General features: G+C 58.2%; 15 protein-coding genes. 9 read left to right on the top strand and 6 right to left on the bottom strand.

From position 1 onward, the window contains the following. The first annotated feature begins 19 nt into the window (after positions 1-19). The 3 genes from HAP41_RS03445 (at position 20) to HAP41_RS03435 (ending at position 2,685) form a co-directional block, all read left to right on the top strand. A complete protein-coding gene (locus HAP41_RS03445) occupies positions 20-394 on the top strand; it encodes a hypothetical protein (protein ID WP_166056888.1) in 375 nt (124 codons plus the stop codon). Between the two features lie 1,042 nt (positions 395-1,436). Then, positions 1,437-2,114 (top strand): Crp/Fnr family transcriptional regulator, encoded by a 678-nt coding sequence (locus HAP41_RS03440; protein ID WP_166056925.1) that lies wholly within the window; start codon positions 1,437-1,439, stop codon positions 2,112-2,114. A gap of 418 nt (positions 2,115-2,532) precedes the next feature. Then, on the top strand, positions 2,533-2,685 hold the full coding sequence (locus HAP41_RS03435; protein ID WP_166056978.1) for a hypothetical protein: 153 nt from the start codon (positions 2,533-2,535) through the stop codon (positions 2,683-2,685). Between the two features lie 387 nt (positions 2,686-3,072). Here the strand turns inward: HAP41_RS03435 and HAP41_RS03430 are convergent, their stop codons facing one another. From HAP41_RS03430 to HAP41_RS03420, 3 genes are all read right to left on the bottom strand, one after another. Continuing rightward, a complete protein-coding gene (locus HAP41_RS03430) occupies positions 3,073-3,534 on the bottom strand; it encodes a hypothetical protein (RefSeq protein ID WP_166056988.1) in 462 nt (153 codons plus the stop codon). A gap of 155 nt (positions 3,535-3,689) precedes the next feature. Then, positions 3,690-4,160, bottom strand: coding sequence for a hypothetical protein (locus HAP41_RS03425; RefSeq protein WP_166057056.1), 471 nt, complete (start codon positions 4,158-4,160; stop codon positions 3,690-3,692). 195 nt (positions 4,161-4,355) lie between these two features. Then, on the bottom strand, positions 4,356-4,607 hold the full coding sequence (locus HAP41_RS03420; protein WP_166057102.1) for a hypothetical protein: 252 nt from the start codon (positions 4,605-4,607) through the stop codon (positions 4,356-4,358). Positions 4,608-5,072: 465 nt separating this feature from the next. Between HAP41_RS03420 and HAP41_RS03415 the strand changes: the two genes are divergently transcribed. The 6 genes from HAP41_RS03415 to HAP41_RS03390 all read left to right on the top strand — a co-directional run bounded on the left by HAP41_RS03415 (position 5,073) and on the right by HAP41_RS03390 (position 11,725). Continuing rightward, positions 5,073-6,656, top strand: coding sequence for an HAD-IC family P-type ATPase (locus HAP41_RS03415; protein WP_224580527.1), 1,584 nt, complete (start codon positions 5,073-5,075; stop codon positions 6,654-6,656). Positions 6,657-6,835: 179 nt separating this feature from the next. Next, a complete protein-coding gene (gene istA / locus HAP41_RS03410; RefSeq protein ID WP_166105230.1) occupies positions 6,836-8,347 on the top strand; it encodes an IS21 family transposase in 1,512 nt (503 codons plus the stop codon). A 14-nt stretch (positions 8,348-8,361) separates the two neighbouring features. Continuing rightward, complete coding sequence (gene istB / locus HAP41_RS03405) at positions 8,362-9,114, top strand: IS21-like element helper ATPase IstB (protein WP_166057122.1); 753 nt, start codon at positions 8,362-8,364, stop codon at positions 9,112-9,114. A 23-nt stretch (positions 9,115-9,137) separates the two neighbouring features. Continuing rightward, entirely contained in the window at positions 9,138-10,352 is a 1,215-nt protein-coding gene (locus HAP41_RS03400; RefSeq protein ID WP_206706207.1) for an HAD-IC family P-type ATPase, read from the top strand. A 672-nt stretch (positions 10,353-11,024) separates the two neighbouring features. Beyond that, entirely contained in the window at positions 11,025-11,225 is a 201-nt protein-coding gene (locus HAP41_RS03395; RefSeq protein ID WP_038959623.1) for a CsbD family protein, read from the top strand. 107 nt (positions 11,226-11,332) lie between these two features. Then, positions 11,333-11,725 (top strand): PRC-barrel domain-containing protein, encoded by a 393-nt coding sequence (locus tag HAP41_RS03390; protein WP_166057145.1) that lies wholly within the window; start codon positions 11,333-11,335, stop codon positions 11,723-11,725. A gap of 599 nt (positions 11,726-12,324) precedes the next feature. Here HAP41_RS03390 and HAP41_RS03385 read toward each other — a convergent pair. From HAP41_RS03385 to HAP41_RS03375, 3 genes are all read right to left on the bottom strand, one after another. Further along, positions 12,325-12,855: a Spy/CpxP family protein refolding chaperone gene (locus HAP41_RS03385; protein WP_166057186.1), complete on the bottom strand. Its 531-nt coding sequence runs from the start codon at positions 12,853-12,855 to the stop codon at positions 12,325-12,327. Positions 12,856-12,988: 133 nt separating this feature from the next. Continuing rightward, positions 12,989-13,213, bottom strand: coding sequence for a hypothetical protein (locus HAP41_RS03380; protein ID WP_166057198.1), 225 nt, complete (start codon positions 13,211-13,213; stop codon positions 12,989-12,991). A 163-nt stretch (positions 13,214-13,376) separates the two neighbouring features. Next, the gene (locus tag HAP41_RS03375) at positions 13,377-13,883 is read right to left on the bottom strand and encodes an Hsp20/alpha crystallin family protein (protein ID WP_166057214.1); all 507 of its coding nucleotides are present in this window, start codon (positions 13,881-13,883) and stop codon (positions 13,377-13,379) included. Positions 13,884-14,004: the final 121 nt, after the last annotated feature.

Raw genomic sequence — 14,004 nt, 5'->3', positions numbered from 1 at the left:
CTACATAAAGGAGCTACGCATGGCGCGAGAAAACCCCGATACCTTCAGCGACTGGAACGAGCGTGAACGTGCTCTGTCCAGATGGGACAACGAAGGAGGCGCCGGGCTCGGGGGACCCGCCACGGATTCGTCGCCAGACACCGAGCGAATTGCAGTCCCCGACCTGACCAACGCCGAACTCGTGACGCTGCGTATTCGTGTCATCGCGTTGGAGAACCTGATGATTTCCCTGCTTGCAACAGCATCGGATGACCAACTCCGATTGGCTCGTGAAATGGCAGACTACATCTCCCCACGGCCCGGCTTTACCCAGCATCCTCTGACCATCCATGCGGCCGCCAAAATGTTCGATCTCGTTGAGCGCGCCAATAATTTTCGAGACGTTGAGTCTTGATTGATGCGCCGCTATTCGCGGCAGCCCAACTCGCTCGATAGATGTCTGTCGTTAAGGCACGTGTGAACTCAGCGCGACCAGCCAATTGGTTGCAGAGGGACCACTAGGAAGGAAAGCAGACTTGGAGCGGAGAGTCCATTTCGAGGCAATTGGCACTTTTCGGAACTGCCGTGATGTCCGACTTAAGTCCGAAATGTGCGCCAAAGCGGACGCCTGCCGACCACTCTGGATTTATGGGTTCACGTCCTAGCTAGGTTACGAGCTGCTTCAGTTGGCTGCCTCTTTCATCCACGAGGCAGATCGAGCGGCCCAACCCCGAGGCGGAACTATTGATTAGCGGTTCTGTTGAGGTCCGGCGAACCTGCGCACGGAGTTATCCCATGACAAATAGGCCATCGCCTAGCGTCGAAAAGAAATCTGCCGATAAGCAGCACAAAGGAATGATGGGGGACGGCACAGAAGAGCAAAACCTCAACCAACCGGGCACACCGGGCGCTCGCATTGGGAAGGATGAGGTGACTGCGGCTTTCGAAAAGAAAGCACCCCCCAAATCTTGACGTGCGAATAGTGCAGCGACGTTACGCTATATAGAATGAGGCCGCCTCAGTTGGCGGCCTCATCGCGATATGCGCAAAACCCGAATCCCTAGTCTAGCAGCAACTTCGCGGCGAGCTGGCCCACAGATCGGTGGTATTTGGGCCTGCGCTAGGAGTGGGGCGCAATGGCGCTTCCACATAATAATCCAAATGGTGCTGGGTCAAGTTACCGACACATTGGCTCCTTGTGATGCGCTGCCAGCGATGTTGCTGGCCGGAGACGAAAAGCATGACCTACCGGGTTATGCACTGGAACCAGGTCGGCTTCCGGGTCAAGCGGACTTCGGGCGCGGGCCCAGCGACGCCCTGTAGCTTTTGCCCCCAAACGGAAGGCGGCAGCGATTAGCCTAGAAGTTTCTCATTCGGCCCCAGAACGGGTGTATATGTCGGATACCGGACACATCGGGGCTCGTCGACGATCCGTTTACAGTCCGGCTTGAGGACTTATGAAAGAACCGAAGCACTCGCTATCGGGTTTCGAGACGTACTTTGCGACACCTGGCGCAGGGAAAGCGATCCTTAGCTTTAAAAAGAACGCCCTCATTTTTTCGCAAGGCGATCCCGCCGAAACGATTTTCTATATTCAGAAGGGACGGGTAAAGCTCCATGTCGTGTCCGACCAAGGCAAAGAAGCCGTAGTGGCTCTCATGGAAGCTGGCCAGTTTTTCGGCGAGGGATGCCTCAACGGCGATACTGCTCGGGTTGCGACCGCAGTATCGCTAGGAGACAGCAAAATAGTCGGGATATCGAAGCTTGCCATGCGTCAAGCCCTCAAGGATGAACCGAACTTCGCGCAGCGTTTCGTCACATATCTGATACATCGTACCAGTCGCGTGGAAGAGGATTTGATCGATCAGTTGTTCAATTCCAGCGAGCGAAGACTCGCGCGACTTCTGTTGCTTCTCGCCCATTTCGGCAAGGAAGGCGTTCCCCAACCCATCGATATTGACATCAGTCAGGAGACGCTGGCGGAGATGATCGGGACGACCCGCTCGCGCGTCAGCTTCTTCATGAACAAGTTTCGAAAATTGGGTTTCATCAGCTACAATGGCAAGATACATGTCCACAACTCGCTGCTGAATGCGGTTCTGCACGACAAGCCAGCATTGCGAACTGACGACTGACAGGCAAAATCCAGCCTCTCTAATTTTTCATGAATGTGAGCAATTTTGACCGTTAGCTCGCGTTTTGCTGCGGCAAAATACTGCCGTCACCGCATTATTCTGGGCATCCATCGGTGACAGAGAGTGTTGCGCTCCCGCCTGACTAAAGCGGGGGATGCATCATATGCCCGAAATTCAGCCTGTCGAGCATCAGCCCGGCGGTGTGCGGTGCCGATTCGCAATGACCCCAGCAGACGTGCATTCGGGCCATGAATTATGCGTGTTTGAGTTGCCCGGGTGCACGGATGCCCGAATGCGATGCACTTCATCGAGACGGTTGGAGGCTTGCAAGACCCCATGAAGTCGACGATTTGGAGCGATTGGATTGCAGGCGCTTCTCGCCCCAAATAGCTTTGCGCCCAATCGGGGAGCTCTACCAATGGAAAAGTACATTCACGAACAAAACCTGGCCCTGTTCAAGAAGTGTCTCAAGGAGCCGCACTCGGACGCGGAGCGGGAAGTCCTCTTAAAGTTGCTGGCAGACGAGGAGGGGAAAGATTCTCCGCCGAAAGGCATTCGTAAGCCGCGCTGATTGCATCAGCAACCGCCGCTCAAGAAGGAACGAATACGCAGCGCGGTAGGCTCGATCTCTAAGCTGATTACATTGGGAGATGCCCCCCGGAGCCGCTCCGAAGCTCAGTGTAAGCGCCCCGCTCAGTATCCCCCCTGCTGGGTGGGGGTCATTTTATTGGCGGCTCGGCGGCAACTTTCATTTCAAGCAGCGGGGCGATGTCGCCTCTTCGCACATCACGTCATTTCGTTGCGCTGCTCATTTGGTCGCTATCGAGCAAGCCGTCCGCTCGGATTTCCGGGCACGGCCCAGTTCATGAAGGCGGCGACGTAATGCATCCGAGCGCGAAAGAAAGAGACCGCGTTGGTGGCCTCTTTACTTTTCCATTGGGAGTAGATGGAGCGGGCGTTATCGCTTCTCGCCACCGCTGCCCTGGCTGACGCCCGGACCGCCGCCTTGGCCGCCACCCTGGTTGACGCTGGCGGGCTGGGTGTTCTTCTGCATCCGGCTGCCACCGACGGGCGCAGCATTCTTCTGTACTTGGCCGCCAGCGTTGATGTCTGCGCCGCCTTTCGGTCCCGCTACCGGCGGGTTGCGGTGAGTGGTGGTGCCGCCCTCGACGTTCCTGCCCGGGCCTTCGATCGTTCCGCGCTCCCTTCCGCCGTGGCCGTAGCGCCGCTCGGCCGGTCCGTAGCTCCAGCTTTGCCAGCCATATTCGCCGCCCCAGCCGAGGTTGCGCCGCCAGGCAAAGCCGCAACCATAGCAGCCGGGTCCGTGCCAGCCGTTGAAATAGAAGAGCGGTAGCCTTCGACAGTGAAGACCGCCGTCTTTTGTACTAGGCTGTTGGCATCGAGCGCGGGCTTCAGTCATGCGCCGAGGTCGATCGACATGGCATTCCCGCTATTCGCGCTCATTGAGAGCGCGACAGCAGCCGCGCCAAAGTAGAATAATCTACGTATCGAAATCTCCGGATTCTTGACTCAAGGAGTCCTGCAAAGCGAGCAGCCAGAAGAGCTGCCTGCTATTCAATTTCGGTGCTCAATGGCGCTGCGATCACGACCCCTGCGAAAAAGGGCCTCGGTAAAGCGGTGCTTCTGCTGGTCGTCGAGACCGACGTAAAGCGGTTGGGCGGCGTCTGCGAGCTTCTTCCGCGCATTCGCTTCGTCGATTTGCTGGTCAGCATCTTTACGCATTTCGTCGATGAGATCGACGCTGCCCTGTTGTTTGGCGTGGGCATTTCGCCAAGCAATCTGCTGTTCGGTCTGCTTCTTCCAAATATCCACCACTGCTGTTTCAAAAGCAGGCCAGTTCTTCTCCTGCTCGGCAGTGAGACGCAGGTCAGCCTTCATCTGGGCGGCGCGAGCCGACGCCTGATCTGTGATCTGGCTCGAGGTCAATTCTGGCCGGTCCGAACGGTCGCGCGCGACCGCTGATCCGGGTATGGCCGTACCCGCCAACAAGGCCGCAATCGTAGCGAGAATGAGGGTCTTGCGCATGACGTCTTCCTTGAGGATATTTGAGCTGGAAAAGTTCGTGTTGTGCTGGCTACGCGAAGCTAAACGCCCAGCGATCGATCTGGCGTTTGATGGAAGCGGCGCCCTCGGTACAGCCGGTAGCGGCGGGACGGGTCGGTGGTTTCGGAGCGGATAGGCAAACTAACAGACCCGTCCCGTGCTCGCGCCGGCACTCAATTACTTGGCGCAGGTCTTGTCCGCCTTCAAAGCCGTCTCTGCTGATGCCTTTGTCGCGTGAGCAGCGCCGATGACCTTCATGCTGCTGCCAGCAGCGGGCTGAGCTTCGACGATTTGACATTTCAAAGTCGAGGTATCCTGAGCCAGGTAGAACGATGGCGGCGCCTGGCCGACAGTCTTGGCCGTTTCAGCCGCCAATGAGGGTGCAGAGAACGCGACGATGGCGACCATCGCTACGAGCAGTCTTTTCATGGTGTTCACCAATTGTTATGCGTCCGGTATCGGACGAAGAACGAATGGCGCCGACCGACGATGGTTCCTGCTATGCCGGACTTGTTTATTGCGTGCCTATTGACCTAGGTCAATGACAGCCAGGGAAGAGCTTGTCTTTGAGACGTTGATTGTCCGCCGGCAGGCTTGACCAATACCATGGAAGGAGGGCTCCGAGCTCTGCTGCCTTCGATGTGCGGAGCGAGCGGCCTTTGATCCTCATCAAAGTTCACGCGTTGCCAGCCGATATTCTCTAAACTCGTTCGATTGCTCAAGCCGACGTCCTGCTTGCGAACACCAACGGCAGGATGCAGTGGCGGCGTAGCTAATCGCCTCTCGTCGCAGCGAAGATTAGTCCGATGAGCTCAGGAGAATGCGACGCTTGCTCCTCCGAGCAGCTCTTTTCATTGATTCAAGCGGATCCCGTCGGTGCAAGGAGACGTGTTCTTGAACAAGCCGGATCCGATAGCGGTGACGACTACTTTGGTCCCTGTGCCGTCGCCGTCGATCACACTCGAAGGATCGACCCCAAGCGGAAAAGCCCTGGCCGAAGTCGCTCGCCTATCGCCCGACGAGGCATTGCTGCGGATGTCCAGCACGGCGGCGGGCCTCGCCCCTGGTCAGGCCGAGGAGCAGCTTCGCTCAGTCGGGCTTAATCGGGTCGCTCGACAAGCGCGTCATACGGTTCTCGGTGATCTTGCCGCGCGCTCGATAAATCCGCTGAATATCCTTCTGCTATCGTTGGCGACAGCATCCTATTTCCTCGGCGATCAGCGTGCAGCGATCATGATCGCAATTATGGTCGTCCTGAGCATCACCCTAGGCTTCCTTCAGGAATATCGGTCGAACAATGCTGCCGACGAATTGCAGAAGATGGTATCAATAACGACCTCTGTGCGCCGACAGGGGGCTGCCGACCACGCCGATATTCCGATTGATCAACTTGTGCCTGGCGACATCGTTCTGCTGTCTGCCGGAGACATGATCCCAGCCGACGTCAGGCTGATTTCAGCCAAGGATCTCTTCATCAACCAGTCGACCCTCACTGGCGAGGCAATGCCGCTTGAGAAATTCGCGGCGGCGCATGAAGGTTCGGCAGAGACGCCATTTGATCTCCCCAATATCTGCTTTATGGGCAGCGCCGTCGTCAGCGGAATCGGCTGTGGCGTCGTCGTGCTGACCGGCCCGCGAACTGCATTTGGCATCGTGGCGACGGCAATCGCAGAGACCCGAGAGCTCACGAGCTTCGACAAGGGTATCACTCGATTTACCTGGTTGATGCTCGGGTTCATTCTCGTGATGGCGCCTCTCGTGTTCGTAATCAATGGCGTGACCAAGGGCAATTGGCTCGAAGCGCTGTTGTTTGCGGTCGCCGTAGCGGTAGGTTTAACGCCTGAGATGCTGCCGATGATCGTGACGGTCAATCTGGCAAAGGGCGCAATGGCAATGTCCCGAAAGAAGGTCATTGTTAAGCGTCTCAATGCAATCCAGAACTTCGGGGCCATGGACGTGTTGTGCACGGACAAGACCGGCACGCTCACTCAGGACCTGATCATTCTCAAGCGCCACCTTGATATCAGGGGCGCGGATTCGGACAGGGTGCTCGAGTACGCCTATCTGAATAGTTATTACCAGTCCGGCCTCAAGAACCTGCTCGACGTCGCGGTCCTGAAGCACGGCGATCTCGAAGGTGGCCTAAAGGTTCGAGAGCGGTTCAAGGAGATCGACGAAATACCATTCGACTTCGAGAGGCGCAGAATGTCCGTCGTTCTCGGGCGCGACGATGGGGTTCATATCCTCATCTGCAAAGGCGCCGTCGAAGAAGTCTTCGCGGTTTGTAAGCACTACGCGATCGGCGGCGAAACGGGTCTCCTCGATGAGAGCCATCTCGCCTCCGCGAAGGAAACGACGGCAAAGCTCAACGCGGACGGATTTCGGGTCATCGCCGTCGCCACCAAGGAGATGCCGCCAACTCAGGCGACGTACTCTGTTGCGGATTCCGATTTATTCCGGCCGGGTATTCCGACTTGAAGCCGGCCATCGTTCCGATTTGAAGCCGGCCACGATTCCGAAATGAAACCGGCCGGCATTCCGATTTGAAGCCGGCCGGGTTTTGGAAGTCGGCGTTTTCGTTTGGGTCAGTCCTTCAGGCATCAAGTCCCTCGTTGATCCACGAGGGGAAGCGGATGCCGGCCAAGAGAGAACTGACCATGCGACAGATACGACAGATGCTGCGGCTTGCCCGTGATGGGGTGAGCGCCCGGGAGATCGGGCGCACGCTCGGGGTGGCGCGCAGCACGATCCAGGACAATCTCAAGCGTGCCTCGACTGCCGGGCTGGCGTGGCCTTTGGCGGGCGATCTGACCGACGCCGTTCTTGAACAACGTCTGTTTGCCCATGCCGGCGTCAGGCGCGGCTTCCGCCGGCGCCGGGAGCCGGATTGGGCCTCGCTGGCCTGTGAGCTGAAGCGGCCTGGCGTCAATCTGATGGTGCTGTGGGAGGAGTACCGGGCGGTCCATCCGGAAGGTTATGGCTACAGCCGGTTCTGCGATTTATTCCGGGAATTCGAGCGGCGGCTGTCTCCGACGATGCGGCAGGACCATCCGGCCGGCGACAAGGTCTTTGTCGATTACTCCGGCAAGAAGATCATGATCGTTGATCGCGCAACCGGGGTTGTGCGCGACGCGGAGATCTTCGTCGCCGTGCTTGGCGCCTCGAATTACACCTACGCCGAGGCGACCTGGACGCAGACACTTTCGGACTGGATCGAGGCTCATGTCCGAATGTTCCGGTTCTTTGGCGGGGTGCCACGCCTCGTCGTCCCTGACAATCTGAAGTCCGGCGTGCACCGGGCGTCGTTCTACGACCCCGAAATCAATCGCAGCTACGGGATGATGGCGTCCCATTACGGCGTTGGCATCCTTCCGGCACGGCCAAGAAAGCCCCGGGATAAGGCAAAAGTGGAAGCCGGAGTGCGTTTTGCCCAGACCTATATCCTCGGGCGGCTTCGCCGGCAGACCTTCTTCTCGCTGGCTGAGGCGAATGCGGCAATCGCCGCCGCGCTGGAGCGCATCAACGCCCACGTCATGCGCCGGATCGGCGTCAGCCGCCGACAATTGTTCGAGACCGTCGAGATGCCTGTCCTGGCGCCGTTGCCGGATGCCGACTATCAGTTCGCGGAATGGCTCCTGGCCCGCGTCTCGCTCGATTATCACGTCGAGGTCGACGGCTTCTTCTACTCAGTTCCACACGGCCTGATCCGGGAGCAGGTCGACGTTCGCGCCACCACCCGGACCATCGAGTTGTTCCATCGGGGTTTGCGTGTTGCTGCTCACCAGCGCCGTTATGGCGGCCGCCGGCACGGCACTGATCCCGATCACATGCCCAGTGCGCATCGGCGTTACGCCGAGTGGACTCCCGATCGATTCCGGCGCTGGGGGCGGTCGATCGGGCCCAACACCGAGGGGCTCGTTCTCGCCATCCTGGCCAATCGGCCTCATCCCGAACAGGGATTCCGGACCTGTCTCGGCGTGCTTCGGCTGTTCAAGGATATTGATCCCGAACGCGCCGAGCTGATCGCGGCCCGCGCGGTCGCGGTCAGCGCACTGACCTACAAGAGCATCGCCTCCATCATCGCCAACAAGCTCGAACGCAGTTCTCGCGATACCGAGGACGCGATCATCGAACATCCCAATCTGCGCGGCCCCGGTTACTTCCATTGAAAGGATTATCCAGCATGCTCACCCATCCCACCCTCGACCTGCTGCATAGCCTTGGTCTCCACGGTATGGCCAAAGGCTTCAAGGACCTCGATGCCCAGTCCGAAGCGCGCAGCCTCGAACACGCCGAATGGCTGGCGTTGCTCCTGGAACACGAGAAAACGCTGCGCCAGCAAAAGCGGTTCGAAAGCAGAGCTCGAGCCGCCAAGCTGCGTCATGCCGCCTGCGTCGAGGATGTCGATTACCGCGCTATCCGCGGCCTCGACCGCACGCTCTTTCTAAAACTCGCCGCTGGCGACTGGATCCGGGCACGACATAATCTCCTTGTTACCGGGCCGTGCGGCGTCGGCAAGAGCTGGCTCGCTTGTGCCCTCGGCAACAAGGCTTGCCGAGACGACTTCTCAGTTGCCTACCATCGTGTGCCGCGTCTCTTCGCCGCTCTCGCACTCGGCCGCGCCGATGGCCGCTATACCAAGATGCTGCGGGCGATCGCACGACTTGATCTGCTGATCCTGGACGACTGGGGACCAGAACCTCTCGACGCCGACCAGCGCCGTGATTTGCTCGAAATCGTCGAGGATCGATACGAAGCCCGCTCGATTATCGTCACCAGCCAGCTGCCCGTCGATCGCTGGTACGAAATCATCGGCAACCCCACCATCGCCGACGCGATTCTCGATCGCCTCGTCCACAATGCCTACCGCATCGAACTCAAAGGAGAGAGCCTCAGGAAGCAGAAGCAACCCGCTCAAGATCAACCGGTCTCTTGACCTTCCCAGCCCTCGACGACATCATGAAATTGACCCATGCGAACGACGCCACGGGTGGCCGGCTTCAGATCGGAATACCCGGCCGGCTTCGAATTGGAATGCATGGCCGGCTTCGTCGGAATCCGCACTCTGTCGCTGACGAGGCCGATCTCACGTTGCTCGGTTACATCGCATTCCTTGACCCTCCGAAGGAGACATGCGCCCCCGCGATTGCCGCGCTACAGGCTGGCGGCGTGCAAGTGAAGATCCTGACCGGGGACAACGACATTGTTACGCGCAAGATCTGCCATGATGTTGGTCTTTCCGTGGACCGCATCGTTCTCGGCAGCGAGATGGCGGCGCTTTCACCGGAAGAGTTGGCGAACCTGGCTGAGACCGCGACGGTGTTCGCCAAGGTGTCGCCAACGCAGAAAGCGGCCATTATCGATGCCCTTCATCGCAAGGGGCACGTCGTCGGCTTCCTGGGGGATGGCATCAACGACGGACCGGCGCTGAAGACTGCCGACGTCGGCATATCCGTAGACAGCGCCGTCGACATCGCCAAGGAGTCCGCTGATATCATTTTACTCGAGAAGAGCCTGGCGGTGCTCGGCGATGGCGTCATCGAGGGGCGTAAGGTGTTCGGCAACATCACCAAGTATATCAAGATGGGCGCGAGCTCCAATTTTGGTAATATGTTCAGCGTGCTCGGGGCCAGCATCTTCCTGCCGTTTTTGCCGATGACGGCGATTCAGGTGCTCACCAACAACCTGCTTTACGACTTCTCGCAGACCGCGATCCCAACCGACAACGTTGATGCAGAATTTGTGGCGGTGCCGCGGCGATGGGACATTGGCAACATCACGAAGTTCGTGCTGTTCATCGGCCCAATCAGCTCGATTTTCGATTATGTCACTTATTTCACGATGCTCTACGGCTTTGATGCCTGGAATAACCCGGCATTGTTCCAGACCGGATGGTTCGTGGAATCCCTTCTTACCCAGACCTTGATCATCCATATTATTCGGACCGCTAAGATTCCGTTTTTCCAAAGCCGAGCCAGCGCAGCGCTCATCACAACAACCCTCATCATTGCCGCAATCGGAATAGCCCTCCCATACTCCTGGCTCGCGAGCTTTTTGGGTTTCGTCCCGCTGCCCCCGACCTACTGGATCGCGCTCAGCCTCATTCTTCCAAGCTATGTCATCCTGACGCATGTCGTGAAGACGTGGTTCATTCGACGGTTCGGGTTGAGTTGAATTCAGCGGGCTTCGAAATCTCGAGACGCTCGTTTGCCCGCCCCCGCGAAAGACGTTGACAGACGGTTTGCAACTCACCCGGTGAACCGGAAGTCGGCCCGGATCAATCCTTCCAACTATGAAGCCTCTCTCGAAAGCTTTGAATCACCACGGGTTCGCCCAGTAGGGTGGTGTTTTTCGCGATCCGCTGCTCACGATCCGCGTTCCAGATAATCGCGGCCCAGTACATGCGGGCGTGTCCACGTCGCATCGCCGTCGGTCATTGCCGACGCGGCATCTGGTGCAGCGAGCCGTGCCAGTGCTGAGATATCTCGAGAGGCCTATCCATCCGCGCTGGCCCACTCCGCTCGATGCGACCAAGCGTCTCGTCGGCGCCGCCCCCGTGATCGCGCTGATCTAGCTGGCCGAACTCGAAAAGGACGGCTCTTATTCTCGAATAGCCCCTGCGGGCCAGCGTCATCGTGCTGGCGGTCGAACTTGCGGCGGTCTAGGAGACGACCTTGGCGTGAAATGGATCTTGGCCTCCGGTGGCTCATCGCGGCGTCTGGTCCTCAGACTTATCCGCCGTACCTCACTTTGATCTTTGTCAAGAACCGGACGAGCGTAATCGTCCTTACTGGCTAAGCGTCGTTTCGACGCGCGCGTGTTTGATCTCAACTTTGGAGATACGCTATGGACTGGAACCGAGTTGAAGGAAACTGGAAAGAGTTCCAAGGCAAAGTGAAGGAAAAATGGGGCAAGCTTACCGACGACGATCTCACTGCGATCAACGGCAAACGCGAACAGCTAGAAGGTCGGCTTCAGCAGCGATATGGTTTCGCGAAGGACCAGGTTCGCAAGGACATTGATAGTTGGTTCTCTACCCTCAAGTAAGTTTTGATCGGGGCCGCTGATCGACTTAGTCGAAGTTCTTTCTTGGCGGCCTCGCCCTCGCTTAGCGATATCGCCTCTTGTAACGAGGTGGACAAAGGAGAATAGCGATGACGAGAACGATGTTGTTCGCTGGCGCTGCAATGATTGGCATGGGCCTTCTTATTTCACACGCAAACGCACAGGGCGCACCACAATCAGTAGAGATAGCAAAAGTCGATCTGCAGACGGTGGCGGCCGGCTATCGAGCGTCCAAGGTCATTGGCAGCAGCATCGTCAACGACGCGAATGAAACGATCGGGAAGATTGATGACCTCCTTGTGACGCGAGATGGAAAGCAGCCCTATGCCGTTCTGTCCATCGGCGGTTTCTTGGGTATGGGCACCCGCCTGGTGGTAGTCCGTTACGATAGCCTCAAGTTCGCTGATAAAAAGATTGTATTGCCAGGAGGGTCGAAGGACGGGCTTAAGATGCTGCCGGCGTTCGAATACTCTAAGGAGTGACCGTTCCCGGGGTCGTGCGCGACTTGTGCGCGCAGACCGCGTTGGACGTAGCCATCGACAGCTTGGTTGCGATATTGTGGGCCTCGTTCTTGTCGATCGACAAAGGCTCTCGCGGCTTGCGTCAGCAATCGTTTTTAGCGAAAACTGGCCGCTCTGCAGTACAGGCGTGGGTGAGCCGGTTTCCTGAGTGCGCCACATTTTTCGATAGCGCCGTCGTTCTGTCTCGCCGCTCATTCCTCGCATAGTCGGGTCGAAGGCTTGGGCCTCGCCGGCTGCGACCTCGATATAGGCATTCACGCGTGAGTTCGGCTGGTCCCATCGCGACCTCGCCGCGATCGGAACCGTCATCAACGCCGCCTTCCCGGTCCGAGCCGGCGCAGACGAATTCCTCTCACTCGGAAAGTCCACCAGCGCGCCCAGCCGCAGTTTTAGCGTAGCGAGGCCAAAGTGTACCCACCCAAGGGTTTCCAGAGCCGATCGAGCTCTACGCGGCTTGATCGTTTTGCCGATCGTCGAATACGTGCCCCGCGGAGAGCCTTTTCGCTGTCACTACCGGCCGAATGGAAAATACGGAAAGAACGGAAAGAACGGACCGTAAACTACCGGCGCAGGGGAGTGTTCACGTTCGGAGGTCCTGAAAAGGTCGTCGGCGAGTCTTTTCTGATCCTCGGGCATCGCCCGTCGTAAAGCGTCGCGAACGATGCAATCAAGTTCTTAAGCCCGTCAACATGGGCCTGTGCATACTTCTGATAGCTTTTCAGATCGTCTACTGCGGTCATGTCTTGTGGAGGCATCCTCCGACTTTCCGCAATTAGAGTGTCCATGTTTATGGCATTTTCGCGCATCGCTTGCGCTACGGCGTCCCATTTCAATTCTTGGTCGGACGTAATTTTCAGCGCCTTCTGAAGCGCCCTGATCCGTTGCTCGACGGTCTCCCCCTTAGCCTCGGTTGCTCCCGCGGCGGCCCGGCTCGTATCGGCCTGCACCAACTGGATGGCCGCGTCGGGGGTGGTCTCGGCGCGAGCCGCGGTCGGCGGGCAGGCGAGCATCGTGGAGCCCACCAGCGCCGCGATCGCAACCAAGCGGACGGACGGCACAGACAGGGCAGCAGAATGGGTGAAACGTGACATGGGGTGTCTCCCTGGAGTCCTAGGCGCAGCGTTTCTGCAGTTGTGCACGTCAACGCGCTGACGCGCTTCGGACCGGCGCCCGCTAAAAGAAACGTGCGGTTGAGACAGTGGAATTGACCCTGATCTAAACTTCTTAGTCCAATAAGGTCCGGACCTTTGTAACGGCGTCACAAATTTCGATCTTGAGCATCGGATAAGTCGATTTCAGTTTACGACCCGATGCTTCAGCCGCTTCGGCCGCCTCAAACTCCGACTTGAAGTGCCCGTCGACAACCACCACAAATCCTTCCGACGGCGGCCTGTCGGCGCGTGGTACTTTCTGCTCAGGCTCGTCAATTGAGCGAACTGGCTTCTTCATCGGAGCTCTCATAGTATCGCAGAAGCGTGACTGGGGCTCGAAGAGCCAATAAAGTTGCGAGATCTCGTTCGATCACACGGGATAAGGCGAATGACAAGATCCGGAGACCGCAAACCAGCTTATCTGGTTCGGATCTCCGGTCTTCTGCGGCGACCGCGCAGGACTAGGCGGCCTTGCCAGGTGCAGCGGCCTTGTTCGGCGCAGGGTTCGCGCTCGGCGGAGCGCCTGTCTTGATATCAATTGTCTTGGTGGTCTTCACCGCCCTGGCGGGCTTCTTGATAGCGAGATGCAGCACGCCCTTGTCGAAATGAGCTTCGACGGCTCCCGCTTCCGGCTCGAAAGGCAGAGACATCGATCGATAGAATGAGCCGTAGCTGCGCTCCTCGACGTGCCAGTCCTTTTCATCTTTCGTGCTCTCCTCCTTTTTCTCGCCGGAGATGACCAACTGGTTGCCGTCCAGGTTGACCTTGATATCCTTGTCGTCCACGCCGGGAAGTTCGGCTGTCACTTCGAAGGCATCCTTGGTTTCCGCCACACTGATCGCCGGCGCGCCCGCCCCAATGCTGGGAGACGGCGAACCCTGAAGCGCGTTTTCCATTTGACGCCGCAGGGCCCTGAAAGGGTCGAATTCAAGCTCCTGGCTGATGTTCCACAATCTCGGAAGGCTCATCTCTGCTCTCCACGGGTTAGAGAAATATCAAAGAACAACCTGCTCCTCGCGGTCCCGACGGCCTTGATGTAGCGCAAAATGGCTAGGTTATTTCCATGCGGAAAGGCTGGCCATCATGACG

It is taken from the genome of Bradyrhizobium barranii subsp. apii (genome assembly GCF_011516635.5).
GTDB classification, from domain to species: Bacteria; Pseudomonadota; Alphaproteobacteria; order Rhizobiales; family Xanthobacteraceae; genus Bradyrhizobium; species Bradyrhizobium barranii.
This window is presented reverse-complemented; position numbering and strand designations above follow the sequence as displayed.

What these genes read in the sequence shown, in the direction of transcription:
- HAP41_RS03445 (WP_166056888.1), top strand. Translation starts at nt 20, where the DNA reads ATGGCGCGAGAAAACCCCGATACCTTCAGCGACTGGAACGAGCGTGAA.
- HAP41_RS03440 (WP_166056925.1), top strand. Translation starts at nt 1,437, where the DNA reads ATGAAAGAACCGAAGCACTCGCTATCGGGTTTCGAGACGTACTTTGCG.
- HAP41_RS03435 (WP_166056978.1), top strand. Translation starts at nt 2,533, where the DNA reads ATGGAAAAGTACATTCACGAACAAAACCTGGCCCTGTTCAAGAAGTGT.
- HAP41_RS03430 (WP_166056988.1), bottom strand. Translation starts at nt 3,534, where the DNA reads ATGACTGAAGCCCGCGCTCGATGCCAACAGCCTAGTACAAAAGACGGC.
- HAP41_RS03425 (WP_166057056.1), bottom strand. Translation starts at nt 4,160, where the DNA reads ATGCGCAAGACCCTCATTCTCGCTACGATTGCGGCCTTGTTGGCGGGT.
- HAP41_RS03420 (WP_166057102.1), bottom strand. Translation starts at nt 4,607, where the DNA reads ATGAAAAGACTGCTCGTAGCGATGGTCGCCATCGTCGCGTTCTCTGCA.
- istA (WP_166105230.1), top strand. Translation starts at nt 6,836, where the DNA reads ATGCGACAGATACGACAGATGCTGCGGCTTGCCCGTGATGGGGTGAGC.
- istB (WP_166057122.1), top strand. Translation starts at nt 8,362, where the DNA reads ATGCTCACCCATCCCACCCTCGACCTGCTGCATAGCCTTGGTCTCCAC.
- HAP41_RS03400 (WP_206706207.1), top strand. Translation starts at nt 9,138, where the DNA reads ATGAAATTGACCCATGCGAACGACGCCACGGGTGGCCGGCTTCAGATC.
- HAP41_RS03395 (WP_038959623.1), top strand. Translation starts at nt 11,025, where the DNA reads ATGGACTGGAACCGAGTTGAAGGAAACTGGAAAGAGTTCCAAGGCAAA.
- HAP41_RS03390 (WP_166057145.1), top strand. Translation starts at nt 11,333, where the DNA reads ATGACGAGAACGATGTTGTTCGCTGGCGCTGCAATGATTGGCATGGGC.
- HAP41_RS03385 (WP_166057186.1), bottom strand. Translation starts at nt 12,855, where the DNA reads ATGTCACGTTTCACCCATTCTGCTGCCCTGTCTGTGCCGTCCGTCCGC.
- HAP41_RS03380 (WP_166057198.1), bottom strand. Translation starts at nt 13,213, where the DNA reads ATGAAGAAGCCAGTTCGCTCAATTGACGAGCCTGAGCAGAAAGTACCA.
- HAP41_RS03375 (WP_166057214.1), bottom strand. Translation starts at nt 13,883, where the DNA reads ATGAGCCTTCCGAGATTGTGGAACATCAGCCAGGAGCTTGAATTCGAC.